The following is a 25,185-nucleotide window of genomic DNA, read 5'->3' as shown; positions in this document are numbered from 1 at the left end:
CACAAATAATAAATACCTCTAACAGGCCGGCCTTATTGTTTTTGTAAAGCGTTACATGTTGTTCTGTTTGCCCGCATGAATCTTCGTAATCAAAATAATAATCCATACGAGATCATCCTTATGTTGCGCGTAAAAACCTTGCTGCTCAGCAAAATTTCTCCCTTGCTTTGCACGGTAGCCATACTGCTGACCTGTGCCCAAACTCACGCTACCGAAAATAACGGAACCGCTTACCCACTCGGTCTTGATACCGTATTGGCTGGGCGAATGCCACCGCCAGGACTGACTACTTTTTTTTACAGCTCCGCTTACGACTCGAATGAACTAAAGGGGGCGGATGGACACAGCATGGCCGGGATTGAAGACTTCAAACTCAGTTACCAATCGCTCGCGGTATGCCTGGACTATGTCTATTCCGACTACACCTTACTGGGCGCAACATTGGCCAGTCGTGCAGCGTTGCCCTATATCAAAGGGCAGGTGAGTTTTTATACAGAAACGCCCCAAGGACGTGTCCGAAACAGTGGTAAGGATGAAGGTTTCGCCGATTTGGCGTTTACACCACTGTTTCTCGGTTGGAGCTCTCCACGTTTTCATCAGATGTTGGGCGTGGATTTTTACGCGCCCACGGCATCGTATGACAAGGATCGCCTCTTCAACGTGGGAACCAATGTGTGGTCCTATTCCCCGTGGTACTCCTTCACGGCGAACCCGATAGAGGAGGTGGAGATAAGCGCCAAGATTCTCTACATGATAAACGACAATAATCGTGCGACTGATTACCGGTCGGGGCGCGAACTGAATGCTGACTACCATCTTGGTTACAGCTTGAACAAGAATTGGCAGGTTGGAGTCAGTGGGTATTTGTACAAGCAGGTGAGCGATGATGAACGTCACGGAGAGTCGGTGGGGGAGGACGGGAACCGAGGTCAAATCGTTGCTTATGGCCCTGTTGTGAAATATCAAACCCCCGAGTTTGGCGTACTGATGAAATGGCAACATGAAACGCTTGTCGAAAACAGGGCTCGCGGCGAACGTCTCTGGCTCCAGGCGGTCATGCGATTTTAGGCCTGGCATACTGGCGTCATCCGCTGAGCAGAGGCGCCAGTCATGGCCCTTACATACCTGCGTCGAAATTGGTGCGCAAGCGCAACAGTCCTTGGTGATTACTTGCCTAGTCAGTACCTGACACCTCATTTATGGTCTGGTTAATTGATCAATCAGGTGGGCTTTGGGATGCTGCAAAAGGAACACTTCAAAACTCTGAGCGGCTTTGGCTCCGTGCATGGCGTACCAAAGCTGCCAACGGGTTTTGCTGACGTCTTTGATAGCTACGAGATCGCTGCCAACGGTGTGAAACTGCACGCTGTCATTGGCGGGCAGGGCAAGCCATTGTTACTGCTTGGGGGGTGGCCACAAAACTGGTTTGCGTGGCGCTACCTGATGCTACCGCTCGCTCGCACGTTCACCGTGATCGCCGTCGATCCGAGGGGCGTCGGGCTCTCGGAAAAAGCCCAGGAGGGTTATGACTCACGGACCCTGGCCCAGGACATGTTTGCGCTGATGGACGCCTTGGGGCATGAGTCCTTCGCTATGGCCGGCCATGACATCGGCATGTGGACCGGTTATGCCATGGCACACGATCAACCCGCCCGAATCGAGCGCATTGCGCTGGGCGAGGCGCTTATTCCTGGCGTTTCGGACTCTCCGCCATTGCTGCCCGAGCACCGCTGGCTCAGTGATTTTCTCTGGCATTTCAACTTCAATCGGGCACTTGGCATCAACGAGCAACTGGTCAGTGGCCGCGAAGAACTTTACTTCGGTCACCAGTTCGCAACCAAAGCAGGTTCGCCAGAGGCAGTGCCTCGTTACGCGGTTGATTTCTACATCGAACAACTCAAGCGCGATCCACAAGCGCTGCGGGCCAGCTTCGACTACTACCGTGCAATAGATCAGTCGATTCCACAGAATCAACAGCGTAAAGCCACGCGCTTGACGTTACCGGTTTTGGCGTTTTCGGGGGCGCTGGCCTGTGGTGACAGCGTCGAAGCCGAGTTGCGCACAGTCGCTTCAAATGTCGAATCCGTGGTCATTGCAAATTGCGGTCACTATCCGGCGGAAGAGCACCCGGAGGCATTGCTGGCCGCGTTTGAGGCGTTTTTCGCGCCCTATGCACAATGATCCACTGCCGTTTGGTGAGAAATGGTGAGTCCATACTCATTGGCTCGCTGAACGATACCATTCGTACCAGAGACTGCCGTCATGTCTGTCGTTATCGCCCAGCTTAATCGCGCCAATCTAGGCAGCCATTTCCACGGTTACGGTCTGCGTACCGAACCAGAGTTGATCTCCCCCTTCATCGGGGTCGACCACTACTGGATGAATGCACCGACCTTTGCGCCACACCGGCACGCCGGAATTTCGGCGCTGTCCTATCTGCTTCTCGATTCCGAGACAGGGATGGCCAATCGTGACTCGATCGGAACCCAGAATGTGATTCAACCAGGCGGTTTGCACTGGACGACCGCCGGTCGTGGCGTGGCGCATGAGGAGGTCCCGGCTGAAACCGGAAAAACGGTGCACGGACTGCAGATCTTCGTCGCTCTTGCCCCCTCACGCAGGGACATCGCGCCGTTCCCGCTGATACTCGAAGCGCAGGATGTGCCGGTCATGCACGTACCAGGTGCCAAGGTGCGGGTACCGTTGGGGAGCTATCGTGAAATGAGCTCCCCGCTGAGTCCACCGACCGAAGTTACGATGCTCGACATCACGCTGGAGGCGGGGGCTGAACTGAGTGTGCCGATTGCCGCAGGCCACAGCATGTTCATCATGCCAATTGAGGGCACGGTGGAGGTGGCGGCCCAGCGCTTCGATCGTGAGGATCTGAAGCTTCCGGTGTTCCCGGCGCAAGATGTTCCACGCGAGGTCAAGTTAAGAGCCCCGCAGGGAAGTGCCAACGTAGTGCTGTTCAGCGGACCTCCGCTACCCTTTGTTTGAACCCAACGAAACGAGGATTTGTACTATGGCCGACGTACGATTCACTGCAGAGAACGCCGCGTTGTTGCTGATCGACCATCAGGTCGGCACGATGCAACTGATCAAAAACATAGACCGTGAGTTTGCCGCGAAACAGTCGATTGCGCTGGCCAAGATGGCGAAGATACTCAACATGCCGGTCGTGATTACGTCCAGCCAGGAAGATCATGCCCAGGGCCCGATTCTCCCGGAAATCGCCAAGGTGCTTCCAGAAGCGCACGCAGCACGGATCAAGCGTCCAGGTGTGGTCAACGCCTGGGAATACGCCGACTTCCGCGATGCGGTGCTTGCCACTGGGCGCAAGCATCTGATCATGGCCGGTGTGACCACCGACGTTTGTCTTATCTTTCCGGCGATCGATGCTGCGCTCGAAGGCTTTGCCGTGCAGGCCGTACTGGATGCTTCGGGCTCGCCCAGTGATCTTTCCGAAGAGTTCGCCCGTCAACGAATGCACGATGCTGGCGTCGTGCTCACCGCCACCAATACACTCATGGCGGAGATCGGACAGGATTGGTCCACACCTAACGGACAGCAACTGATTGGCTTGTTGTTCACCGATGTCTTCCCGGCCTTGGGGGCTGGCATCCAATAAAGCACGAGCCCGTCACATTGCCCGAAGCGCGTGACGCTTCGGGCAATGCGAGAGTTCACCGATCAGTTGGCTGCCGCATAACGAACATATTCGGCGCTGATCCGGTTTGAATGAGTAACCAGCCCGCGGACGAAGGATAATCGTGTTTGCTCATAGCGGGCCAACACCGCGGCAAAGGGTTCGTCTGCGCCTCGGTCTGCGAGCATTCGGGCCAGCAACGCCGCATCTTCCACTCCGGTCAAAAAGCCGCGCCCGGTCATCGGAGAAACGACGTGAGCAGCATCCCCGATGATTGCCAGTGCGCCACGAGCCAACCGCTGCGGCTTGTATTCGGCAATCGGAGCGCCGCTCAATACATTCGCTGAGCGCACGCCGACAGTCACTGCCTCCGCCCACATCTCAGGCCAGACCTGTGGGATCAGGGCGACTAGTTCAGACCTCACGTCTTCGCCGATCGTGCCGCGCCCAAGTGTGCCCACGATGTGGCCATCGGCAGTCAGGCAGCCGGTGCGACGGAGCAATGCTTCCTGATGCACATCGAACCATGCGAATGTGACTTGACGCTGACCTGGCTCCATCGAGCCGTCGCGACCAGGAAGGACTGCAGCAACCAGACGATATCCAACCACAAACTCAATCCATAGGCCGCCATCCGATGGCCAGGGGACGGGACGCGTCAGCGTTCGCTCCTCGACCAGTCCACGCCACACGAGATAACCGGCGTAGCGGGCAAGCGGTGCGTCGGGCGTGACCGCCTGGCGAACGATGCTGCGATATCCGTCCGCACCGATCACCGCGGCGGCAACCCTCTGGGTTCCGTCGGCAAAGGAGAGTTGTGCCCGATCGCCAAGGTCTGTGACCAAGGTGACGGCGTTGCCTTCTTCGAGGACGATGCCTGGCGTTGCGACAGCCCGGTCCCGTAGCCAGCTGTAAAGCGCAGGCCAGGTCGTCAATTCGCGATAGGCGGGGACCACGGGCAGAATGGGCGCAGCCCGCGGATCATGACCAGCCGTCGTCGCGAGCAGTTCCAGATCGATACTCAGGCTGTCTCCACCGTGCACGCGCCCCACAGAACGCTCAACGACACGAACGGGCACGCCCCTGGTCGCACAAGCGAGCGCCAGCGTGAGGCCGGCAAGGGATCCGCCGACAATAATGATTTCCGGGGGTGTAGTGTTCATCGCGTGTATGCACCCGCATTCGTGAAGGTATTCTGGTTCATCTGAAAGTCTTCTGCGTGACTGAAATGATCAGCGCGATCACCGCCACGCCGATCACGACCCAGAAATATTCCAGACTGGCGACCAGGGTCGATTGCTGCTGCAGCATTTGTGCGTGCATCGCCACCGAGATTTGGTTCGCTGTCGTGGCGCCCACTTCGGATGACAGTGCTTGCGCCAGTTGTTGAGTTTGCTCCACATAGAGAGGGTCGCTGGCGCTGAAATGCACGTTGAGGTTGTTGTATTGCAGGGTCGTACGCCATTGCAGGAACAGTGTGGCGGCCGTGGTGCCAATCGCCATGGCGATCTGTCCCATCATGTTTTTGATCTGATAGGCATGCGCGAAGAGCTTCTCCTCTTGCATCACGTCCCGAAAGGTTTGCATGGCCGCGGTCGACATCACCAACATCACAAAGCATCCATTGAGAATCAATGCCGGCAGAATGTTCGACCACAGATTGGCGCTGGGCGTCAGCGAGGACAGCAGCCAGCCAAAGCCACCCAGCGCAATGAATCCCAGAATGAAGAACTTCTTAGGGGCAGGGTACTTTGGAAGGAGAGTCGCCATGATGACCCAGGTGGCCAGGGTGCCGGTCAGTCCGATGGCCTGGAATGTACCGATGGTATCCCAGGAGTAGCCCAGTCCTGTTTGCAGGAAGTACGGCAAGATGTAGTTATTGGCGCCCAGTACAACGTAGGCGTAGCAAAACAGCGCCACACCCTGGAGGTAACGAGGCTGCATCAAGTCTCTGACCTTCAGGAAGGGCTTTGCCTTGTTGTGCTCCGCGTGGAAGAAGGTGTACACGCCCAGTGCTGCCAAGAGTGCGCAACCGACGAGGATGAAGGTGTCGTTATAAAAGTCGTAGTAGGACCGCTGTAAAATGTAGAGCAGAAAGAAACTGCTGACCGACAACAAGAGAATGCTTGCCAGGCTTGAGGGGGTTCGGTCCTCTTCGGGGATAGGGCTCGTCGGCAGAAAACGCACGCAAAGTGCTGCTGCAACCAGAGCACCGGCGATCAATATCCAGAAGATTGCGTGCCAGGTATTTTCGGCAACCACCAACGACGAGATGAAAGGCGCCGCAGCCGTCCCGCCAGCGAGCCCCGTGGCAAATACTTTGATTCCCGTGAACCGGCCAGGGCCGGGGGGAAGCAGGTTGATCATGAGGCGTGCCGAAGTCATGAACGAGGCCCCACCCAAGGCCATGACGACTCGGCCTACGGTGAAGCTGGTCAAATCAACGCTCACGCCACACACAAAAGCGCCGAGTACGAAAATGCTGATTGAGCCGAGCATGAAATTGCGCCAGCCCAGACGCTCCGTCAACCAGTGCTGTTTCGAAATCACCACCACAGCGATACAGGCATACAGGGCGGCAACCAGACTGAATTCTTCGGGGCTGGCCTCGATTTCGCCGCGAATCGGTGCATTGGCAAAAGCGATCATGCCCGCCTGCAAATATTCCAGCGCACAGAGCAGGCCCACAGTGAACAACAAGGCAGCGTGTTTTCTGTACATGATCCCCCCGTCAAAATTTCAGGTTTTTGGGGTCATGGTCACTGCCCTCATTGGCACTGATCACGCGTTCCACCACTTCATTGGCGTCCTGAAGTTCGTTCTTGAAAATCTCGGTGCTGTAAACCGGTTGTTGTGCAGCAGTCTTGTTCAGGACAGGGCCATTGCGATCGGAGGTATCGACTGAAACCCGCATGGACAAACCCAGGCGCAAAGGATTTTGTGCGATTTCCTGTGACCGCAAGGCGATCCTTACCGGCACCCGTTGGGACACCTTGATCCAGTTGCCGGTAGCGTTCTGGGCTGGCAGCAAGGAGAAAGCACTGCCGGTACCGGCATCCAGGCCGATAATGGTCCCGTGGAATATGACGCTGCGGCTGTAGGCATCCGCGCGCAGTTCAACGGGTTGGCCAATACGCAAGTCTTCAATCTGCGATTCCTTGAAGTTGGCATTGACCCAGACTTGATCAACAGGCACCACCGACATCAGCGCGACGCCCGGAGTGATTTTTTGTCCGACCTGCACAGTGCGTTTGGTGATTACACCTGTAACCGGCGAATAGATTTGGGTGCGATGCAAGGCGATGTAGGCATCACGCAGGTTGCTTGCCGCCACCAGCACATCCGGGTGAGTAGGAAGTGTGGTGCCATCGACCATTGCGAGACGAACGGCGAGGGCGTGTTTGGTGCCCTCAAGCCCTGCGACAGCGTTTTTGAGTACGTCTGCGGTGTGACTGATCTCTTCACGAGAGACGGCACCACTAGCGGCGAGTTGGCTGCGTCGACGTACATCCTCTTGGGCCTTGCGTACGTCGGTTTGACGCTGGTCGACTTCAGCCTGGAGTTGCTGGACCTGATAGTACTGGGTGCGTGCCTGACGAACTGCGCGAGCCAGGTTCGACGTGGCGCGCTCGTACTGGATTTCGGCATCCACGGCGTTCAATGTCACCAGTGGCGAGTTGGTGTCGACATGATCGGTGTTGTCGGCGCTGATTGCCGTCACCGTACCGCTGACTTGTGAAGTCACCTGAACAACATTGCCGTCGACATAGGCATCGTCGGTGGATTCGGAATCCAGTCTCATCAGGTAGGCAACGCACAAGGCGGCGACCAGAAAGGCTATGGCCACAATCAGCAGCCATGTGGGGCGGTACAATGTTCGCTGTTGAGTGGCGGCTGGGGAGGGCGATTCTGTAGTCATAACATCAATTACCTGCCAAGGAAGGAGAGGCGTTTTCGGGGGCAGGGATTTCAGGCATGTAGCCGCCCCCCAACGCCCGGCTCAGATTGGCCTGAAGGGAAAGTGCTCTGGATTTCAGATCAACCAGTTGACGTGTTTCGGTCAGCGTTGAGTTCTCAGTTGCTAGTACCTGCAGATAGGTTGCCAGTCCTGCTGCGTACCGTTTGTTCACCAGGTCGGCAGCTGCCTGTGCAGTGGCTACGGCTTCATTTTGTTGAGCCAGGCGTTCTTTCAACCAACGCAGTGAAGACAACTGGTCGGCGATATCGCGCAGGGCATCGATGACTGTCTGGTTGTAGTTCTCGACCGCCAGATCGTATGCAGCGTCCTGGGCGTCCAGGTTCCCGCGCAATCGACCGCCTTCGAAGATCGGCAGGCTGATCGCTGGGGCGAATCCGACTATGCGGCTGCTGCGCTCGCTGAAAGTATCAAAACCAAGACTTTGCAGACCTATGAAAGACGTCAGGTTAACGTCGGGATAGAAGCGAGCTTTTGCCACATCGATTTCATGGCCCGAGGCTTCGACGCGCCAACGTTGCGCGACAACGTCAGGACGATGACCGATCAACTCGGCGGGGAGATTGGTCGGCAGCACCACGGTATTGCTGGACTGAAGCTGGGGTCTTGTGATCGTCCGTCCCCGATCAGGCCCCTTGCCCAGTAAGGAAGCCAGTTTGTTCTGGTTGAGTTCGATCAATTCTTTCAGTGCGGCAATATTGGCTCTACTGGCGGGCAGGGAAGCTTGGGACTGCTTGATGTCGATCTGCGTATCCAGTTCAGCTGCGAATCGCTGCCGGGTCAGTTTCTCGATTTGCTCCTGCTGCGCCAACAGTGTTTGAGCCACATCCATTTGCTCATAGCTGTTCTGCAACGCAATGTAGGTTTGCACGATCGATGCAGATAGCAACAGCACCGCCGCACGCTCATCGACTTCAAGTGCATGTCGACGACCTACGGCGGCTTCAACGGCCGCACGATTTTTGCCCCAAAAGTCCAGCTCATAACCCACATTCAGGGTGGCCTGATTGACATTCTGCCAAGTGCCCCTTACCGGCACAGGTGTAGTGCCGTTGGAGCTGAAACGCTCGCGGGTCGAGCTCATCGCAGCATCGACATGAGGCAGTAACCCGGCGCCTTCGATAGCCTCCAGAGCGTTGGCCTGACGCACTTTCGCCGCCGCTGATCGCAGGGAAGGGCTGTTCGCCAAAGCCTCCTTGATCAAAGCATCGAGTTGCGGATCCTTGAAACTGATCCACCAGTTTTCAGTGGGCCAGGCCGCCGGGGACAGCGTGATTGCACTGTCGGCAAGTGTCTGGCTGACATCGGTGGGCGCGAGCAGATGTGACTGCGGCTTCAGGTCACTGAAGGAGCATCCGGCGAGCAGGACCAACATCATCGCTAACGACGCTCGTGGGGCGAGCCAATTAGTGGATCGAACATCCGTTGGACCCTGTGCATTGGGGCTGTACATGAGCGATATTCTCCGACTCAGCAAGGCGGGGCGTTGCGATGTGTGCCATGACACGGAACGCAGTGGCCCATCTCCGGGATGTGTGGTGGGGATCGCTTTGATCAAAGGTTGTGCGGCGTAGCAGGGTGGCAGAACCGGAATTGGAGGTCCTGCCAGCCAGAAACGTCCTTAACCTTGCAGCGCTTCCATGAGTACCTGCACCAATTGCCCGCCTTCTGGGGTTGCCCAGCTTCCGGCGAGTTCCGCAATCAGTTGGTTGGTGGTGGTGAGCGTCACGCCGCCCTTATCCATCCGCCGCAGGGCGATGTCATCGGCCATCACACTTGGTGAGCCACCTCCGTCGGCCACCACCTGAACGTCATACCCTTCGCGCACCAGACTCAGCGCCGGATAGACCGTGCACACGTCATTGGTGACACCGGCAATGATGAGTTTTTTACGCCCTGTGGCTTTGACGGCGGTGGCGAAGTGTTCATCGTCCATGGCGTTGACGATACCCAGGCGTTTAATGCGGGAAGCGAATTGGGTCGGGAGGATTTGCTCCAATTCACTCAGCAGCGGTCCCTGAGCGTACTCTTCCATGCTGGAGGTCAGGACCACCGGAAGCTTCAGAATGGCCGCCGCTTTGGCGAGCATCAGCGCGTTGCGTTTGAGCTCGTCGAAGGGAATGGACTTTACCCAGCCCATGGTCCCCACCTGATGGTCGATCAACAGCAAGGCGGCATTGTCAGCACTGAATTTTTCGTACGTCATGATGATTCTCCTGGCAGTAAAGTCGGGGCACCTAGCGCCCCGGATTTGGGGTTGTTTCGATCAATCAACGAGGTTGCAGCTTTCCGAATGCACCACGCTGATAGCCGTCAATGGCTTCAGCCAGCGCATGCTGAGAGGCGAGCGCCAGTGGTCCTTGCCAAAACACGGGTTGGTTCAACGGGACACCAGAAAACAACACGGCCTTGGCGTTGCCCCTAGGTGCGCTCAACCCAACCACGCGATCGTCACGCAGCGGTAGATTCACCGGCAGCGAGAGTTCGCTGAGATTGAAGGGAAGCCCGTCGACCAGCACTTCGCCGTCAATCGGCATCACGAACGCCACGTGACCTTCCGGGATCGGGACGCTGACTTCAGCGCCGCCCTCAAGAGAGATGTCCAGCACGCTGACTTCGGTGGGTACCGACAAGGGCGACGACACCTCAGCGAAACTGCCCAGTGGCACGCGCACCTTGACCCCAGGCAATCGCACCACGGGCACTTCCTGCGCTTCGAGAGTGAGCGCAAACGGCGCGTCAGCTTGGCGCTCCTGCGGCAAGTTGATAAAAATTTGCAGCATGTGCACCGTCTTGCCCGGCTCGGCCGGTACCTCCTCATGCACCACACCTTTACCCGCCGCCGTCCAATGCAGCCCACCGGGTTTAATCAGGTTGCGATTACCCAGCGCGTCCCGGTTTTCAATTCCGGTTTCGGAATCTAGAAACAGATAGGACACAGCTGAGAAACCGGCATGCGGGTGTGGTGGAAAAGTTGGCCCGCTGATCCAGGCATGATCGACAGCAAGGAAGGGGTCGATAGGCTTGGCGAACTGATTTCCACGCAGACTGAAAGCCCGGAACTGACTGCCGTGATTCATGCGTTGCAGACGTGCAATGGGTGACATGACTGTGCTCCTCAGACGCCTTGCACTGCGGGCAAAGTCGGGTAGTCGATGTACCCTTGCGCACCTGGTGCGTAGAACGAATTCTTGTCCGGAACATTGAGTTCTGCGCCTGTACGAAAACGCTCGGGCAGATCCGGGTTGGCGAGGAATGCGCTGCCAAATACGGCAGCATCGGCGCGGCCGTCAGCGATCAGGGATTCGGCGGAGTGTTGATCGAGTCCGCCACCGATCAGGTAGCTGCCGTCAAACAGTGGACGTAACAAGGCGTGGTAGTCGACATTGGCGCCGAACAGCGCGACATGCAGATAGGCGAGATTCAGCCCATGCAGGTGTTCGACCAGATAGGTGTAAGTTTCTTGCGGGTTGGCATCGACGATGTCGTTGAAATTCATTTCAGGCGAGATCTTGAGGCCCACCCGGTCACCGCCGATTTCCGTCGCGATAGCGGACAGCACGTCCAATACAAAACGCACACGGTTTTCAACCGATCCACCGTATTCATCCGTGCGCTGATTGCTGCCAGTCGAGAGGAACTGTTCAGGCAGGTAGCCCGACGCGGCATGCAACTCGACACCGTCGAAGCCAGCTTCCATGGCCAGGCGCGCCGCTTGGCGATAGCCTTCAATGACCGAGGCAATCTCAACCACGCTGAGTGCATGGGGGGTAACGAAATCCTGAAGGCCCGTCGCGGTCCAGGTCTGGCCAGCGGGTTTGATCGCGGAAGGTGCCTGGGGCAGGGCGCCTTTCGGCAGCAACGAAGGGTGCGAAATGCGACCGCTGTGCATCAACTGCATGAAAATCCGTCCGCCACGAGCATGCACGGCCTCAGTGACGTGCTTCCATGCAGCGACCTGCTCGGCGGTTTCGATACCAGGGGTACGGACATACCCCTTGCCCATTGCAGTGGGGAACACGCCTTCACTGATGATCAGGCCGGCACTGGCACGCTGTGCGTAGTAAGTCGCAACCAGTTCGCTTGGCACGCCTGCATCGTCGGCACGCGAACGCGTCATAGGGGCCATGACCATACGATTGGAGAGGGTGTAGCGACTGACCTGGACTTGAGAAAAGAGAGAATTCATTGTGGGGCTCCTCAGTAGTGATGGAGCCATCATTGATCAATCCTGATCCGGGATAAACTGGGTAAAAATGAATTGACTGATCCACTATTGGAGCAATGTCTCTGGTGGATGCAGCGATAGGGTCGAAAAATTAAGCTGAACCTTCATGCGCGACCTTTCAGTGGGGTAAGGGCAGGGGAGAGAGCTCTAGGAAGTGGCGATACACGAGATAGCGCTCCGCGTACACGTCTCTCACACGAGCGAAAGATCCCTGGGCCATATAGTAAGTACGTAAGGAAAGATTGCCCATCGTATCGGCCGCCAACTTGCGCCCACCCAAGCGTTTGAACCGAGATTTGATCATGAGGCTGACCCAGTCCTAAGGCGGGTTTCATGAGTTGCTCCAAGTGTTTGACGTGTGTTCTGAAGGAGTTGAACGGTGACCGGTTGCCGGCGTATGACTTAAAGAAACTCCGCGCAACCAAGTAGCTGTAAGCGGCGACGCAGCTATGATCAACGTGATCAGCAAGACACACGAGTTCGATACATGGCTCGACGGTATGGCTTGGAGGATTTTGACTTTGGCACCTTCTTTGAAACATCAGTGACTGTGCCCGCCGACTTCACCCGAGAAAAATGCGATTACAAGCCACCGGTGGTAAATCATTGAACGAGTGGAAATGAAAACCAACAGTGTAGGCCGGCCATCGAAACCACCAGTTGCCACTAGGAAACCGTGACATGAATGATGATCTAAAGGCTCAAAGCAATCCTTTCTCAACTGGTGGTGGTGGGGTTAACTTCGAAACTCGTGTGCAAGCCGCCTTTGCCGTCGCGTTGCTGGCTGGCTGGCTCGCCCCTGCCTTGCCTTCCGTCCAATGCAAAGGCGCAGCAAATTAAGTTTCAGAACAAATACGATGGAATTCAAACCGACGACTTCGTCCTCGTAGCCGGCGACGAGCACAGCACTGTGAGTACGCTTTACGCGCAGGTTAAGCACGAAATCACGATCAGCGACGTTGAAGATTCAATGTTTGCGCAAGTGGTGAAGGGGGCTTGGGCGGATTTCACCAGTGATACGTTTGATCTGCAAAACGATGCGATTGCATTGATCACCGGACCACTCCCCAAACTCGATGTAAACCATACGCTGCCCGTGCTCGAGTGGGCTCGGTACTCAGCTAGCGCGGATGAATTCATCCGTAAATCCCAGACCGAAGGCTTCACCAGCAAGACCAAGCTCGAACGACTACGCATTTTCAAAAGCCAATTGCAGTCAGCCAACGGCGGTCACACGTGTCTTGCGCCCCAACGTCACCTTCAACCTGTATCCGATAAAAAACAAAATGCCGGTCAGCTTAACTAACCGGCATTAGCTCTGAGTCCTGTTTTTTCTTGAAATTCTTTTTGTTTATCGCCCCGTTGCCTGCAGCGGGTATCCCCTGTAACAATACCTCTTTGCATCTTTGGCAACCATGTTAGGGCTGAGGCGTAGCTCTAGCAGTTAGGCGTACCAATTCGCAAATGTTAACTAGGGACTCTAATTCAAAAACTTTCCGCTCTATCTCTTCAATTTTTGATAAGGGAAGATGCCCTTCACATAATGCCCGGAACTTGTTCGTGAGCCGTTTTTTCTGCGCGTTGAGGTCATTTTCCGGACGGCTCGAATCATGTTTTCGCTCTACTTCACGTCCGTCCCGCAACTTGATGCGCACTATGGTTTCCGGCACTCGCAATCCCGGATCGAAAATCACTTGTGTCAATTCTTGCAAAGCCAAAATCTGTGGATCTGCTATGTTTTCGTCATTGAAAGCACTTGGGTCTGCTGTGTTTTTGCCGAGCAAGGCCATCGCCACCGTATGTTTAAGGCTGAATTTGGCCTGCAGCGGCGTTAAAGGACAAGCAATATTACAGATATCGTCGCAATGTGGATTCACGCGAATATCTAGCGCAACAACATTGGATGCCTCTACATTTTCAGTGCGAGCGAGGTAGAGTGCGCATTCAATAGCTGAGTGAGTCTCGTAACATGAGTTGTGGTATTTGAAAAGATTGGTTTCCAGATGATAGTCATAAACAGGCGCTTCGTCCGTGGTCTTCACAGCGAAGTCCGCTACATAACGAGGAGACCTCAGTGCGCAAAGTTCAGCCCAATCGGACGAGTGCGTCCGGGCGAAGCCAAGGCGATGACCTATCATGTCCTCCGGCACATCTACCCCTTTCTGAGCCAACATTGCGGCTACAAGACCGCCACGTGCAGCCTCCCCAACTTGCAACGCCTTGCATGAAGATCCAAATGCTGCCTTCAACCCTGCCGCACGAGTTGATGCAATCCCCAGCGCCCGTGACGTAGCATCCGCGTCAAGTCCAAGCAAACGAGAAGCCGCAGCAGCAGCTCCGAAACAGCCCATTGTTGCTGTCGCGTGAAAGCCGCTCGAATAATGATTAGGTGCAATCAACTGGCCAACTCGACAGGAAATTTCGTAACCGGCAATAAACGCCTCCAAAACGCGTGCACCGCTGGCATGGAGTTCTTCGCCAAGCGCCAACGCCGCTGCAAGCACTGGCGCGGAGGCATGGCCAGGCACGGAAAAATTTACGTCGTCGTAGTCTAGCGCATGCGATGCCGTGCCATTGATCGACGCCGCCGCAGAGGCTGGAAGACGATCCAGACTGCCTATAAGAGTGCAGCGAGGGAGACCTCCTTCCGACACCATAAACTCGACAAGCTTATCTGTAATTGACTCATCGGCACCGGCTATGCTGACACCCAGCCAGTCAAGTACGGCTTGGCGAGCAATACCCAGCACGTGTGGAGGAATATTCTCTAACCGGATGCTAACTGCTAAAGAGGCCAACTCAAAGGTGATGTTTTCTTTTTTATTTTCCATAATACCCTAACCGAAATGTAATTTTTCGCTTTTCAGATGTTTGCCGAAACCAAAATTATCAAACGTGCGAACTATTTAAACGCCCCCTAAGTTTGGATTTTTTCTGAATCAGAACATTGCACCGCAATTTTTTAATGCGTTCGAGCCACTTATCTAAACTACGAACCGACTCAGGGAAGCATCAAGCAATGCTCGCGCAAGCTCAAGCGACTAAAAGTCTTGATTCGTTTGAAAAAAGCTCAACTGCTAGAGTGGAGTTAAACCATCCTCTTTAAAACCGATCTCCCTCTAGCTTGATTTTTCCTCAACCATCTGAGGCGTAAAACTCGATTGTCAGCAGCGTGCGTTAACTTTGTAATTGAGTCGTCACGTGACCATTTCAGCCTTTGTCGTCGAGATCTGAGACCAGAGACCCGAGACCCGAATTAATCTGTTGTTCTTAATTATAACTTTCCAGCTACAATAATAACGAGAGCACTTGCATGACCATAAAAAAAAGAAAGCCGGTTTACAAGAACCTGACTTTTCAGGTTGTCGCTGCCATGGGGTTGGGAATCGCTTTAGGGTTCTTCGCACCAGAACTAGCGACTAAATTCAAAATCTTTGGAGATATCTTTCTGAAGCTAATAAAGACTGCCGTGGCCCCCTTGGTCTTTTTTACGGTAGTTCAGGGTATCGCTTCCGCGGGCGATATTAAACGAGTCGGTAAGGTGGGCGTGAGGGCGATAGTTTATTTTGAAGTTGTTTCAACGATCGCATTAGCCATAGGACTCCTGTGGGGCAATCTGCTTAATATCGGTGCCAACATGCATGGCGCCCACCCCAGTAGCGCTGCAACGGCGGCGGCCAACTCGGCTGTAGCCAAGGCCCATGCCCCCACATCGACCATGGAGTTCTTTTTTGGAATTTTTCCAGATAATTTTGTGGGTGCGTTCTCAGGTGGGCAAATGCTCCAGGTGCTCGTTATTTCTGTGGTATTTGGCTTCGCCCTTCTGGCTCTTAAGCCGGAACGTCGAAATTTCATTGACGACGGATTGACTCGGATATCTGAATGCTTCTTTGAGTTCATCAACTTGATTATGAAACTTGCTCCACTCGGAGCCTTCGGTTCCGTTGCCTACGCCGTCGGGAGCAACGGCAGTGCCGTATTGATGTCGTTGGCAAATCTTGTACTTATGTTCTACGTCATTGTCGCTTTTTTTATCTTTGTAATTTTAGGTGTGATATGCCGTATGTCCGGGTTCAGTCTGTGGCGATTCTTGAAGTACATCAAGGACGAAATCCTAATCGTTTTAGGCACTGCCTCGTCAGAAAGTGCCCTACCTCGTCTTCTGCAAAAGCTTGAAAAATTTGGCTGCTCTAAGCAGAGCGTCGGATTGGTGTTGCCCACTGGCTACGCGTTTAATCTTGATGGCACTTCGATTTACATGTCGCTTTGCATGTTATTCATTGCCAATGCCTATGGCGTTCCACTCAGCTGGGACCAGCAACTAGGGATTCTAGCGATCATGCTACTGACATCCAAAGGAGCGGCAACAGTCAATGGTGGCAGTTTTGTCGTTTTCGCGGCAACGGTGAGCGCGATCGGGGTGTTGCCGGTCGAGGGGCTCGCGTTGATTTTTGGAGTGTATCGGTTTATGTCCATGGCGAATGCAATCTGCAACACAATCGGTAATAGTGTGGCTACCGTAGTGGTATCTAGATGGGCGGGAGAGTTTTCAGAACAGACCGCACAGATTGAATATGAACGCACACTTGGACGAACACCCAATGCAGCCCTTTAATTTTCTTCGACGCGGGCCAGTGATTTTCGAAATGTGATTTGGCACGACTGCCTCGATTTCACCGACGTGTGAATGCAGGAAGGATCCGTAAAATAGGCCTGACAGTGTGCCTACTTAAATTAAGTGCACCATGTCGAGGCCTTTACGGGGAAGAGTCTGCGTCGGTGCTTCCCGGGTGGCAGTGTATTGCGGCTGTCAAACAACGGTTTGACGTGTCCGTTATCGAAATCATTGACGGAAAGCCACCATGTACCAATGAAGCCAAACACTCGCACCGTGGCCGCCCCCAGCGATCGTTTTTTTCGAACCGTTAACTAATGTCTATTACTGGCGTTTCATTCTGGCCTAGGAAAAGCTTGACTCCGCCAAACGTCTGCATGCAAGGATTGCGTGCGCGGACGATATGGTTATCTGCTGCCACCCCGTATCCGTCCGGCCAAGTCATCTACCCAACCCTACAAAGCCAAGCTACGCGCTTATATTTAAGTGGGCACCAGTTTTAGCCTTTTAAGCTGGTACTCCAAATCCTTCAAGGTCCAATTTATTCAAGAGTGCGCCCAGCCCAGTGCCTCGATTGCCAGTGTCGCGCTGAGCCATAGCCTCAACGCGAACCTCGTCCACAAATTGATTCGAGTGTAAACGCAAAAAAACACGGAACTGCAAACTGCTTTATTCCGTTACCCATGCAGCTAGCCGGAGCAAATTCGCAAGCTGCGTCATCGAATTTCTGCGTTGAAATCCCACACCCGCGTGACACTGTCAAAGTGAACTGGCCGACCGAAAGCGCCTGCCTGCGCGACCTTTCTTCGAGACCTGTTGCGATGATCCGCATCGACTCCATCTGGCTCGCCCGATACCATGGACATGCGCGCCGGTTCCGAAACCGCTCTGGCGCGTGTGGTCGCCGTGTTCGGTGCGGTGCAACTGCACTGTGCTTATTTGTTTGCTAACCGCCGCGTCAATCGCAAGAAAGTGCAAATGGGCGACGGGTGGGTATCTGGCTAGCGGCGCGCCGCCCGCATCAAGGCAAGTTCTCGTGGCCGGGTTCTCGACACGGCTCTCACATGGAACTAGGTGCCGAACAACTGCATGCCCTGGCGCTGCGTTTGCCTTGGCAAAGAGTTGGGCCAGGCAGCGCGATTTACATCATATAACGCCTGGCTCGACCAGCCCAGGCCGTGTAATTGTCCGATGAGCCTATCGTCGCTATTAGGCTGCTCTGGCAAAGTCGTCGGAATGACTTCGCTTCCGAATCTCAACCAATCCGCCACAAGTGATGATCGAGGCAATCCCAACGTAGATTCACGCAGTGAATGGGGGGCTTAGGGAGGGATAGGCTTTAGTGCTCATGACGGCATATCTTCGCGATCTTTAGTGACTAAAGACTGTCTGTTGAAGTCGTCTCTCGAGGAATTAGTTAAAATCGCCAATCGGTGGTGTAAATACTCTCAGACGGTGATGTATTACCTGGCTAGACATTGGGTCAGGAAGGTCATTACAGACTGCACTGGTGCGCTACTACGAATGTCGCTATGAGTCACCAGCCATACTTCGCGCTCTAGTCCCGGCCCAAAAATGGCGGTGGGCCGAAGTGAATATTGTTCGCCGAGGAAGTAGGGTAGTGCTGCAAGTCCGACACCTGCTTTCGCTGCCATTGCCTGAATGTTCAGATCGTTGCTGCGTAGCAGAATTGGGCGATCACCGGCTTGTTTCAGCAACCATAGCTGCTGAGTGGTTTGGTCCATGCTTTCGTCATAGGCGATGAAGGTCAACTGATCGGCGGGTGTCCGATCCAGATAATCGGCGGAGCCATACAAGGCAAACGGAATGGTTGTGATTTTTCGCGCGACGAAGTCGGGCTCTGTAGGGCGGCTCAAGCGAACAGCGATGTCCGCTTCCCGACGAGTGAGGGACGCGCTGCCTAAATTGCCCAGCAGTTGCAGAGAAAGTTGAGGATGTTGCTGACGAAGTTTCCCTAGGTGCGGAGCAATTAATGAACAGGCCAACGCAGGCGGCGCGCTGACTGTCACCTCCCCGACAACCCCGACCTGACCTGCTAACGCACTGCGCTCCACTGCAAAGGATTCGACTTCCATGCGTTTGCCCAAAATGGCAATTCGTTCGCCGTCCGCTGTCAGCACGTAGGACCTGGGGCGACGGTCTACCAATTTAAGATTCAATGACGATTCCAGTGCACTGATTCGCCTTGCTACTGTCGCGTGATCAACTTTTAACCTGCGAGCTGCTGCGGATAACGACTGTTCTTGAGCAAACACCGAGAAGTAGCGCAGATCTTCCCAATCAAACATCACGTACGTCCTTTGCCGGATTATGGTGCCTGCCTGTCACGTGGCAACGCCACATTGCCACGGCTAGGCTTCCGATTGAGCGGTTAACAAACAGCATCAGTTCTGAAAGTTGCACGATTGGGCAAATTTTCGATAACTGATTCGTTTCACACTCCCTGCGGTCGTACTGTAGGTCATATACGCCTCGATCACTTGGCACGTTGCGGAATCAGGTTCATCCATGGCAATCACCTTGGCCACATCGAGCTTCATTGCATAGCTGTAAGGGGTGGTGGGGGGCACGGTGTCCTGGTCTGCATAAGCAAAAGCGCTAACGGTTGCAATCACCAGAGTGCCAAGGGTGGTTATAAATTTCATGATATTTCTCCAGAAGTCACGTTGTTTACCTTCATGAGCGTCGTCATGTCGGCTTGTGATCATTCTGATGAAACACCCCCATGCTGAAAATTCCCCATCCCTGCACACGTTCTATGCATTTTTGCACAAAGGAACATCACTCATGCCCGGTCCTCACCATCGTGCCTCCGAGTATCTGTCTTAATAGTATTACTTATCCCAGCACTCTCAGAAATGCCAATGCGAATACAACTATTATACCTAACAGCGGAACCATGAAGAGTTGATAGAAAAGTCTGCTGCGCTCGGCATCTTCCTGGACACCTGCCAGTGCCATGGCGCCTGCAGAAGAAAACGGCGAGAACCCAGTCATGATTGCGCAGGAAGTAATGACGGAAAATAGGACTGTTGGACCCACGCCCGTCTGTGCAGCCAGGCCCGGTACGATCGGATACAACGTTGGCATTACTACACCAAGCGTACTTGAAAAAAAGCTCATAATCCCAGCGCAGATTCCGGTGGCGTAAACCACGGAGTTACTTCCAACATGTAATCCCAACCATTGAGATAAAACGTCGATGGTGCCAGCCTTCGTTGCTACGGAGATGAGCATTCCCATTCCACACAGCAATATGATGATTGACCACGGCACTTTGGTCAGGGCAATGCGTTCATCTCCGATTTTGCAAATCAGCGCCAAGACAACACCCAGTATTGAGATGAATGTTGGATCTACTGCTGATCTGATAGTTGTGAAGATTCCTTGTCCAGGGATAATTACAGCCAAAAGGCTAGGTATAACGACGAGTCCCAATATGACTAGCACAAGAATGACCGTTTTACGCTGCACTGCATCTAATAGAGGCGGAGCATCCACCACTAAACATCGGGTCTTGTAGCCTTGCAGCAACAGATAGGAGGCAACAAAGATTACAGTTTGTACGATTAGTGAATCCAACAATAATTGGTGTGTAAAGAGTTCCGCAGTGGGGGTGTTGAAGCCCATTTGTTCAAAGATTCCTTGGGTTACTCGACCACCGAGGCTAATGCTATTGAAAGTAGTGGCCATTCCGCCGCATACAACGATCACAGCCCCCAGCAGTCGACTCATGCCGGTTTTGCTTGCGACTGCCATAACTAGGGGGGAGAGAAAAACAAATACAGCGTAGTGTCCTGGTCCCACGCCAGAAATCAGCATTACCAGTCCATATAAGGCAAAAGGTATCATCGCAGGACGATTGCGTGTCGCATAGACGACCCGGTTTGCTATTTGCTCAAGTGTGCCGTTTGCGATAGCAAAACCGAAGAAAAACGTGACACCAAAGATGATTAGGAACAGTTTTGTAGGCCAAAGTGAGACCAAATCGTTCAGCGATATACCGGGTATGCAAACGCTGAGTAAATAGGCGAATACAATCGCCAAGAGTCCGGTGTTGACGTTTAGCCAATAGCCAATACCGATGGACGCCACGATCGCTAATAAAATCAATACAGTAAGCATCGAAACCTCTTCCTTTTATTCTTGTTGTTGACCGGGACCGATCGGCCCCGGGGAAGGGCGAGTATTAGTGGTGAGGGAGGAAGCGCGGGACATCAACGCCTTGCTTCCATCCAAGCAAAGCGTCAGCAGCGGCGTCAGCGAATTGCGCATACATCTCATCGGTCGGCCAGCCGATATGGGAAGTGAGGATTACATTGGAGAGGCCAGTCAAGGCATGCCCTTTAGGCAGGGGTTCCTGATCGAATACATCCAGTGCTGCGCCAGCTATACGACCTTCTGCAAGAGTGTGCACAAGCGCGGCTTCATCGATAATGGGGCCGCGTGCGGTATTGACAATGTAGGCTGATGGTTTCATCAAGGCCAAACGTCGTGCGTCAATCAGGCCTCTCGATTCTGCAGCCAACGTAGCATGAACCGAAACGATGTCTGACTGCTTCATCAACTCATCCAGGTCCAATGCCTTGGCTCCAACCGCTGTAGCGATTTCCGCTGTAAGCCTGGGCCCCCAAGCGACGACATTCATGCCAAACACTTGGGCAACCTGCGCTACGTAACGACCGATATTGCCCATACCTACAATGCCCAGCGTTTTGCCGCGCAGCACTCGCGTCATGGGCGTCGGCCAATCACCATTTTTGACCGCGTTGTCGACCCATGGGATTTCTCTCATCAACGCCATCATCAATCCGAAGGTGAATTCACCCGCACTGGTGCAGAACCCCCCTGTTGCTTTGGCAATCACGATACCCAGCTTTTGCGCGGCTTCCAGATCGATATGATAAGCATGATTGCCCGTTTGAGCGATAATACGAAGATCTGGCAATTGTTCCAAAAACTCCGCAGTGAACAAGGTCCGCTCACGATTGGCAATGACCGCATCAAAACCTCTCAAATCGCTCGGCCCGCTAATAGGTCCAGTGAAGATCTTGACCTGAGCGTGTTCACGCAATCGGCGGATACCAGCGGTATTTTCGTAGGCATGGTGAATATCATTAAGGACGGCAATTCGCATTTTCATATTCCTAATAGTTTAGGGAGTAACTCGGGCGGTGATCTATCGTCCAAGTTAGCCAGTACACCCAATACAGACAACTGAGTTTTTTGCCAGTCTCGATTGCAAAAAAATCAAGAGCGGTAGCTTGGTCAACAATGGCATCCACGTTGTCAGACGGCAGAAAAATCTCAATTCTATTTAACTCCACCTTTAGGTTCCAAGTCATGCGAGATAAGGATTAAAGCGTATTATTAGTTGTGTGGGGAGGTTAGTGATGTCGCGCTCACACAGTTTTTATTATGCTGAATGCAACAAGTCTCAATCTCCTTGTAAGCGGAGTGATTAACTTTGTACCGCCGATCGCTTGTTGTCAGCGATGAATGAAGTTGCATATTTATTCATTTTGCCAAGTGCGTATTTTCGTTTCCTGTGGAGACGCAGTTGACTTGGCAGCTTTCAGTCATCGTTTAAGGTCAATAAGCGAGTCACCGCCCATTCGCTATCCCGTGGTGCATCTTGCGGAGTAGGGTAAACCTTCGGTGCCCAAGGGGAGTCAAGTTGATGTATGGCGCTACGAATGTGGGGGCACGAGTAGATCGACCAGGTGTTCAATAATTTCAATCACGTCCTGGCCAGGACCAAAACAAGCTTTGACTCCCAAGCGCAGTAACTGTCGCGCGTCGGCGTCCGGAATGATTCCTCCCACCACCACCGAAACGTCGAGTTCGCGTTCGTTCAACAGGTTCAACAGTTCAGTGAGTAATTCGTGATGTGCCCCGGCCAGGCTGGAAATTCCAATCAGGTCCACCGGGCTATCGTCATCCAGTGATTCAAGTAATTGAATCGGCGTTTGAAACAGCGGCAGAAGGCGCACCTGGAAGCCTGCATCGGATAGCGCCGCAGCCATTAGCCGAACCCCTCGGTCATGCCCGTCTTGACCCAGCTTGCTCAGAACAATCCTGGGCGGCCGCCCATGGTGAGAGGCAAAATTCGCGATGCACGCAGCGACCCGCGCCCAACCAGGTTGTTTGCACACGGAGGGGCCAAAGTGACCGCGGTGAAAGCTCAGGTCCTGCCGAAATCGTGGCCAGACTATTTCCAGTGCCTGGGTGCATTCACCCAATGTCGCCCGAGCTCTGATAGCCGCCACGGTCGCCTCCAGCAAGTTGCCCTGGCCCGAGCGTGCGCACTCAGTAATCGAATGCAGAAGGTCTTCAACCCGAGTAGTGTCGCGCCTCAGGCGCAAGTGGCTCAGGCGTTGGCACTGACGGTCGTGCAGTGCCTGGCTGTCGATGGCGGACGCTCCTTCTTGCGTTGTCTGTACTTGTTCGCTTAAAGCAACGCGCCGTTGAATCCCGCCGTCAAGGCGGGCCTGGGTGGCCATTGCTTGCAAATGAATGGCCTGACTGATCCAACCGTACTCTATCGACTGCAGCACGCCACCCCGGGCATCCATCTCCGCGATTCGTCGACGAACCAGCGAAGCTATTTTTGCTGTCAGTGATTCCATCAGGTAGGACCCAGCCCAAGGATCGACCACATCACAGAGTCCGGTTTCCTGTTGAAGGATGTGCTGGGTGTTGCTGGCCAATCTCGACGAGGCCTCACTGGGTAGTGTCAAGGCCTCGTCCCAGGCGTTGGTATGCAGAGACTGCGTACCGCCAAATACCGCGGCCATGGCCTGGACGGTGGTGCGCGTAACATTGTTGAGCGGATCCTGAGCACAGAGCGACCAGCCTGAGGTCTGGCAGTGCATGCGCAGTGCCCGGCCTTTTTCACTCTGCACGCCCAGGGCCTGGGTGATTTCGGACCAGAGCAGACGGGCCGCGCGACACTTGGCGATTTCGGTGAAAAAGTCGCTGCCGATGCCGAAAAAGAAACTGATTCGTTCACAGAAACTTTGCAGGTCCAGCCCGCTTTTTTGCACCTCCTCGGCATAGGTTCTGGCGTTGACCAAGGTCAATGCCAGCTCCAGCACCGCATCCGCACCGGCCTCCTGAAAGTGATAGCCGGACACCGAAATCGGGTTGAACCGCGGCACGTGTTCGTTCAAGTAGCCGATCACGTCCGTGGTAATGCGCATTGAGGGTTCTGGCGAAAAAATGTAGGTGTTGCGTACCGTGAACTCTTTGAGAATATCGTTCTGGATCGTGCCGCTGAGTTGAGTCGCAGCGACGCCAGATTCTTCTGCGGCAACGATGAACGCTGCCAACACCGGCAGCACTGCGCCGCTCATGGTAAGTGACACCGACACCTGGTCCAGAGCTATGCCGTCAAGCAGTTCGGCCATGTCCTCGACGCTATCGATGGCGACACCAGTCTTGCCGACATCCGCCTGCCATTGCGGATCACTTGAGTCGTAACCGCGATGAGTCGGCAGATCGAAGGCCAGTGATATACCCGTTGCGCCCTCGGACAAACGTTGCCGCAGACGCTGATTGCTGGCGTCGGCACTCGCGAATCCGGTGTACTGGCGCACGGTCCAAGGTTTTTCCGGGTACATGCTCGAATAGGGGCCGCGCACAAAAGGCGCTTTGCCGGGCAGGCTGTGCAGGTGCTCGAGACCGTCCAGGTCACTGCCGTGGTACACCGGCTTGAGTCGCAGGCCTTCGGGCCGCCAGAGAGGAGGATGGCTCATGGTCGGCTGCAATCGGAGAGGTGGATTTTCCGGGTGAAAATGTCAGCCAGCTTGAAGAGGTCGCTGCGCCGATACACTTCACACCAGTGCAACTCTCGATGACCTGACTGGCAGGTGTGCAGTCTGAGCTGCACGCTGTCGCTGATATTGAGGTTGCCGTAGAAGTGCAGCTCGCGTTGACGAATGTGGCCGGGGTGGCGCAATCCCAATAGTGCCCATTCCGCACGTTCGACCAGGGCCTGAAAGTTGGCGAAGTACAGAAGGTCGGCACCGTTGAAGTCGATGTCAGGGCAGGGCGTAAAATCAAACACGCGCGCTTCGGTTGATTGACGGTCAATGCCGAAATGACTGCACCAGTCGCCGCTGCGTATTCGACGATTGTCGGCTTGCAGTGCTTGCAACGCCTCAGGTAGCGGGGTCGCGGGTACTTGAGTGCCGTTCAAACATGCTTTGCTGACACTGCGATTATCGCCCGGTACTTGACGGCTCACAAAGGTGGACAGCAATGCCAGTTGCCCCACAAGGCGATCACCCAGTCTAACCTCATGTTCGCTGTAATGCCGGGCCTGTCCACCGCGCCCGATCCGCGTATGAATCTGGAACGAGCGATTCTCGATGATGGCTTCCAGCTGTAAATTCCATGTTTTGACTGCGGTGAACGCGGCATAGGCGATGCGCCCTTGCTCATCCACGAAATCAGGCAGAGGCCGATCATGCAGTTGGGCCAGTGCGAGCCAATGTTGATGCCCGCATTCTTTCAATAACCAGTTTTCCGACAGGCCGGTGAAGGCCAGGTTGGGCATCGAAGCCAGGTAGGTTTCTGAACGTGAGACGGTGAAAGCAGAGGTTGTCGGCATGGTAGGCATCCTGGATCTGCTGTTATCGATGGCCCGTTTGGCTTATCGGTTGCAGCACTCAGAAGCGAAGGTCGTGCCAGCACGT

At 54.4% G+C, this 25,185-nt stretch carries 22 protein-coding genes; 8 read left to right on the top strand and 14 right to left on the bottom strand.

The window, feature by feature from the left end; all coding sequences use genetic code 11:
- The first annotated feature begins 120 nt into the window (after nucleotides 1-120).
- The 4 genes from PMI31_RS10920 to PMI31_RS10905 all read left to right on the top strand — a co-directional run bounded on the left by PMI31_RS10920 (nucleotide 121) and on the right by PMI31_RS10905 (nucleotide 3,628).
- Nucleotides 121-1,068, top strand: a complete 948-nt coding sequence (locus PMI31_RS10920) for a SphA family protein (RefSeq protein ID WP_008018076.1) — start codon at nucleotides 121-123, stop codon at nucleotides 1,066-1,068.
- 168 nt (nucleotides 1,069-1,236) lie between these two features.
- Nucleotides 1,237-2,181 carry an alpha/beta fold hydrolase gene (locus PMI31_RS10915; protein ID WP_007985640.1) on the top strand — a complete coding sequence of 315 codons (945 nt, stop codon included), beginning with the start codon at nucleotides 1,237-1,239 and terminating at the stop codon, nucleotides 2,179-2,181.
- Nucleotides 2,182-2,262: 81 nt separating this feature from the next.
- Nucleotides 2,263-2,997: a pirin family protein gene (locus PMI31_RS10910; RefSeq protein WP_007985638.1), complete on the top strand. Its 735-nt coding sequence runs from the start codon at nucleotides 2,263-2,265 to the stop codon at nucleotides 2,995-2,997.
- A gap of 25 nt (nucleotides 2,998-3,022) precedes the next feature.
- Nucleotides 3,023-3,628, top strand: coding sequence for an isochorismatase family protein (locus PMI31_RS10905; RefSeq protein WP_007985637.1), 606 nt, complete (start codon nucleotides 3,023-3,025; stop codon nucleotides 3,626-3,628).
- A gap of 62 nt (nucleotides 3,629-3,690) precedes the next feature.
- Here the strand turns inward: PMI31_RS10905 and PMI31_RS10900 are convergent, their stop codons facing one another.
- From PMI31_RS10900 to PMI31_RS10870, 7 genes are all read right to left on the bottom strand, one after another.
- On the bottom strand, nucleotides 3,691-4,809 hold the full coding sequence (locus PMI31_RS10900; RefSeq protein ID WP_008018074.1) for an FAD-dependent monooxygenase: 1,119 nt from the start codon (nucleotides 4,807-4,809) through the stop codon (nucleotides 3,691-3,693).
- A gap of 37 nt (nucleotides 4,810-4,846) precedes the next feature.
- Nucleotides 4,847-6,367 carry an MFS transporter gene (locus tag PMI31_RS10895; protein ID WP_008018073.1) on the bottom strand — a complete coding sequence of 507 codons (1,521 nt, stop codon included), beginning with the start codon at nucleotides 6,365-6,367 and terminating at the stop codon, nucleotides 4,847-4,849.
- Nucleotides 6,368-6,377: 10 nt separating this feature from the next.
- Nucleotides 6,378-7,565 (bottom strand): efflux RND transporter periplasmic adaptor subunit, encoded by a 1,188-nt coding sequence (locus PMI31_RS10890; protein ID WP_008018071.1) that lies wholly within the window; start codon nucleotides 7,563-7,565, stop codon nucleotides 6,378-6,380.
- Between the two features lie 4 nt (nucleotides 7,566-7,569).
- A complete protein-coding gene (locus PMI31_RS10885) occupies nucleotides 7,570-9,075 on the bottom strand; it encodes an efflux transporter outer membrane subunit (protein ID WP_008018070.1) in 1,506 nt (501 codons plus the stop codon).
- A 168-nt stretch (nucleotides 9,076-9,243) separates the two neighbouring features.
- Nucleotides 9,244-9,828: an isochorismatase family protein gene (locus tag PMI31_RS10880; protein ID WP_008018069.1), complete on the bottom strand. Its 585-nt coding sequence runs from the start codon at nucleotides 9,826-9,828 to the stop codon at nucleotides 9,244-9,246.
- A gap of 64 nt (nucleotides 9,829-9,892) precedes the next feature.
- Complete coding sequence (locus PMI31_RS10875) at nucleotides 9,893-10,729, bottom strand: pirin family protein (RefSeq protein ID WP_008018068.1); 837 nt, start codon at nucleotides 10,727-10,729, stop codon at nucleotides 9,893-9,895.
- 11 nt (nucleotides 10,730-10,740) lie between these two features.
- Entirely contained in the window at nucleotides 10,741-11,811 is a 1,071-nt protein-coding gene (locus PMI31_RS10870) for an alkene reductase (RefSeq protein ID WP_008018067.1), read from the bottom strand.
- A gap of 720 nt (nucleotides 11,812-12,531) precedes the next feature.
- On the opposite strand from PMI31_RS10870, the gene PMI31_RS31070 reads away from it, so the two are divergent.
- Nucleotides 12,532-12,690, top strand: a complete 159-nt coding sequence (locus PMI31_RS31070; protein WP_177323563.1) for a hypothetical protein — start codon at nucleotides 12,532-12,534, stop codon at nucleotides 12,688-12,690.
- A 70-nt stretch (nucleotides 12,691-12,760) separates the two neighbouring features.
- A complete protein-coding gene (locus tag PMI31_RS31065) occupies nucleotides 12,761-13,156 on the top strand; it encodes a hypothetical protein (protein ID WP_177323562.1) in 396 nt (131 codons plus the stop codon).
- Nucleotides 13,157-13,268: 112 nt separating this feature from the next.
- Here the strand turns inward: PMI31_RS31065 and PMI31_RS10855 are convergent, their stop codons facing one another.
- The gene (locus tag PMI31_RS10855) at nucleotides 13,269-14,681 is read right to left on the bottom strand and encodes an MmgE/PrpD family protein (RefSeq protein ID WP_008018062.1); all 1,413 of its coding nucleotides are present in this window, start codon (nucleotides 14,679-14,681) and stop codon (nucleotides 13,269-13,271) included.
- Between the two features lie 482 nt (nucleotides 14,682-15,163).
- Here PMI31_RS10855 and PMI31_RS10850 point away from each other — a divergent pair, with 482 nt between their 5' ends.
- Together PMI31_RS10850 and tnpB are read left to right on the top strand one after the other, a co-directional pair.
- On the top strand, nucleotides 15,164-16,465 hold the full coding sequence (locus tag PMI31_RS10850) for a cation:dicarboxylate symporter family transporter (RefSeq protein ID WP_008018061.1): 1,302 nt from the start codon (nucleotides 15,164-15,166) through the stop codon (nucleotides 16,463-16,465).
- Nucleotides 16,466-17,454: 989 nt separating this feature from the next.
- The gene (gene tnpB / locus PMI31_RS31860) at nucleotides 17,455-17,619 is read left to right on the top strand and encodes an IS66 family insertion sequence element accessory protein TnpB (protein WP_147432530.1); all 165 of its coding nucleotides are present in this window, start codon (nucleotides 17,455-17,457) and stop codon (nucleotides 17,617-17,619) included.
- 309 nt (nucleotides 17,620-17,928) lie between these two features.
- Here the strand turns inward: tnpB and PMI31_RS10840 are convergent, their stop codons facing one another.
- The 6 genes from PMI31_RS10840 to PMI31_RS10815 all read right to left on the bottom strand — a co-directional run bounded on the left by PMI31_RS10840 (nucleotide 17,929) and on the right by PMI31_RS10815 (nucleotide 25,100).
- A complete protein-coding gene (locus PMI31_RS10840; protein WP_008018059.1) occupies nucleotides 17,929-18,774 on the bottom strand; it encodes a LysR family transcriptional regulator in 846 nt (281 codons plus the stop codon).
- Between the two features lie 96 nt (nucleotides 18,775-18,870).
- A complete protein-coding gene (locus PMI31_RS10835; RefSeq protein WP_008018058.1) occupies nucleotides 18,871-19,131 on the bottom strand; it encodes a DUF2790 domain-containing protein in 261 nt (86 codons plus the stop codon).
- A gap of 193 nt (nucleotides 19,132-19,324) precedes the next feature.
- Entirely contained in the window at nucleotides 19,325-20,611 is a 1,287-nt protein-coding gene (locus PMI31_RS10830; RefSeq protein ID WP_008018057.1) for an SLC13 family permease, read from the bottom strand.
- Between the two features lie 64 nt (nucleotides 20,612-20,675).
- Nucleotides 20,676-21,623, bottom strand: a complete 948-nt coding sequence (locus tag PMI31_RS10825; RefSeq protein ID WP_008018055.1) for a D-2-hydroxyacid dehydrogenase family protein — start codon at nucleotides 21,621-21,623, stop codon at nucleotides 20,676-20,678.
- Between the two features lie 553 nt (nucleotides 21,624-22,176).
- Nucleotides 22,177-24,243, bottom strand: a complete 2,067-nt coding sequence (gene scpA / locus PMI31_RS10820) for a methylmalonyl-CoA mutase (protein ID WP_008018054.1) — start codon at nucleotides 24,241-24,243, stop codon at nucleotides 22,177-22,179.
- Nucleotides 24,240-25,100 carry a Pnap_2097 family protein gene (locus tag PMI31_RS10815; RefSeq protein WP_008018053.1) on the bottom strand — a complete coding sequence of 287 codons (861 nt, stop codon included), beginning with the start codon at nucleotides 25,098-25,100 and terminating at the stop codon, nucleotides 24,240-24,242. The genes scpA and PMI31_RS10815 overlap by 4 nt, the downstream gene beginning before the upstream one ends.
- Between the last annotated feature and the right edge of the window lie 85 nt (nucleotides 25,101-25,185).

The organism is Pseudomonas sp. GM55 (assembly GCF_000282395.1).
Taxonomy (GTDB): Bacteria; Pseudomonadota; Gammaproteobacteria; order Pseudomonadales; family Pseudomonadaceae; genus Aquipseudomonas; species Aquipseudomonas fluorescens_CC.
This window is presented reverse-complemented; position numbering and strand designations above follow the sequence as displayed.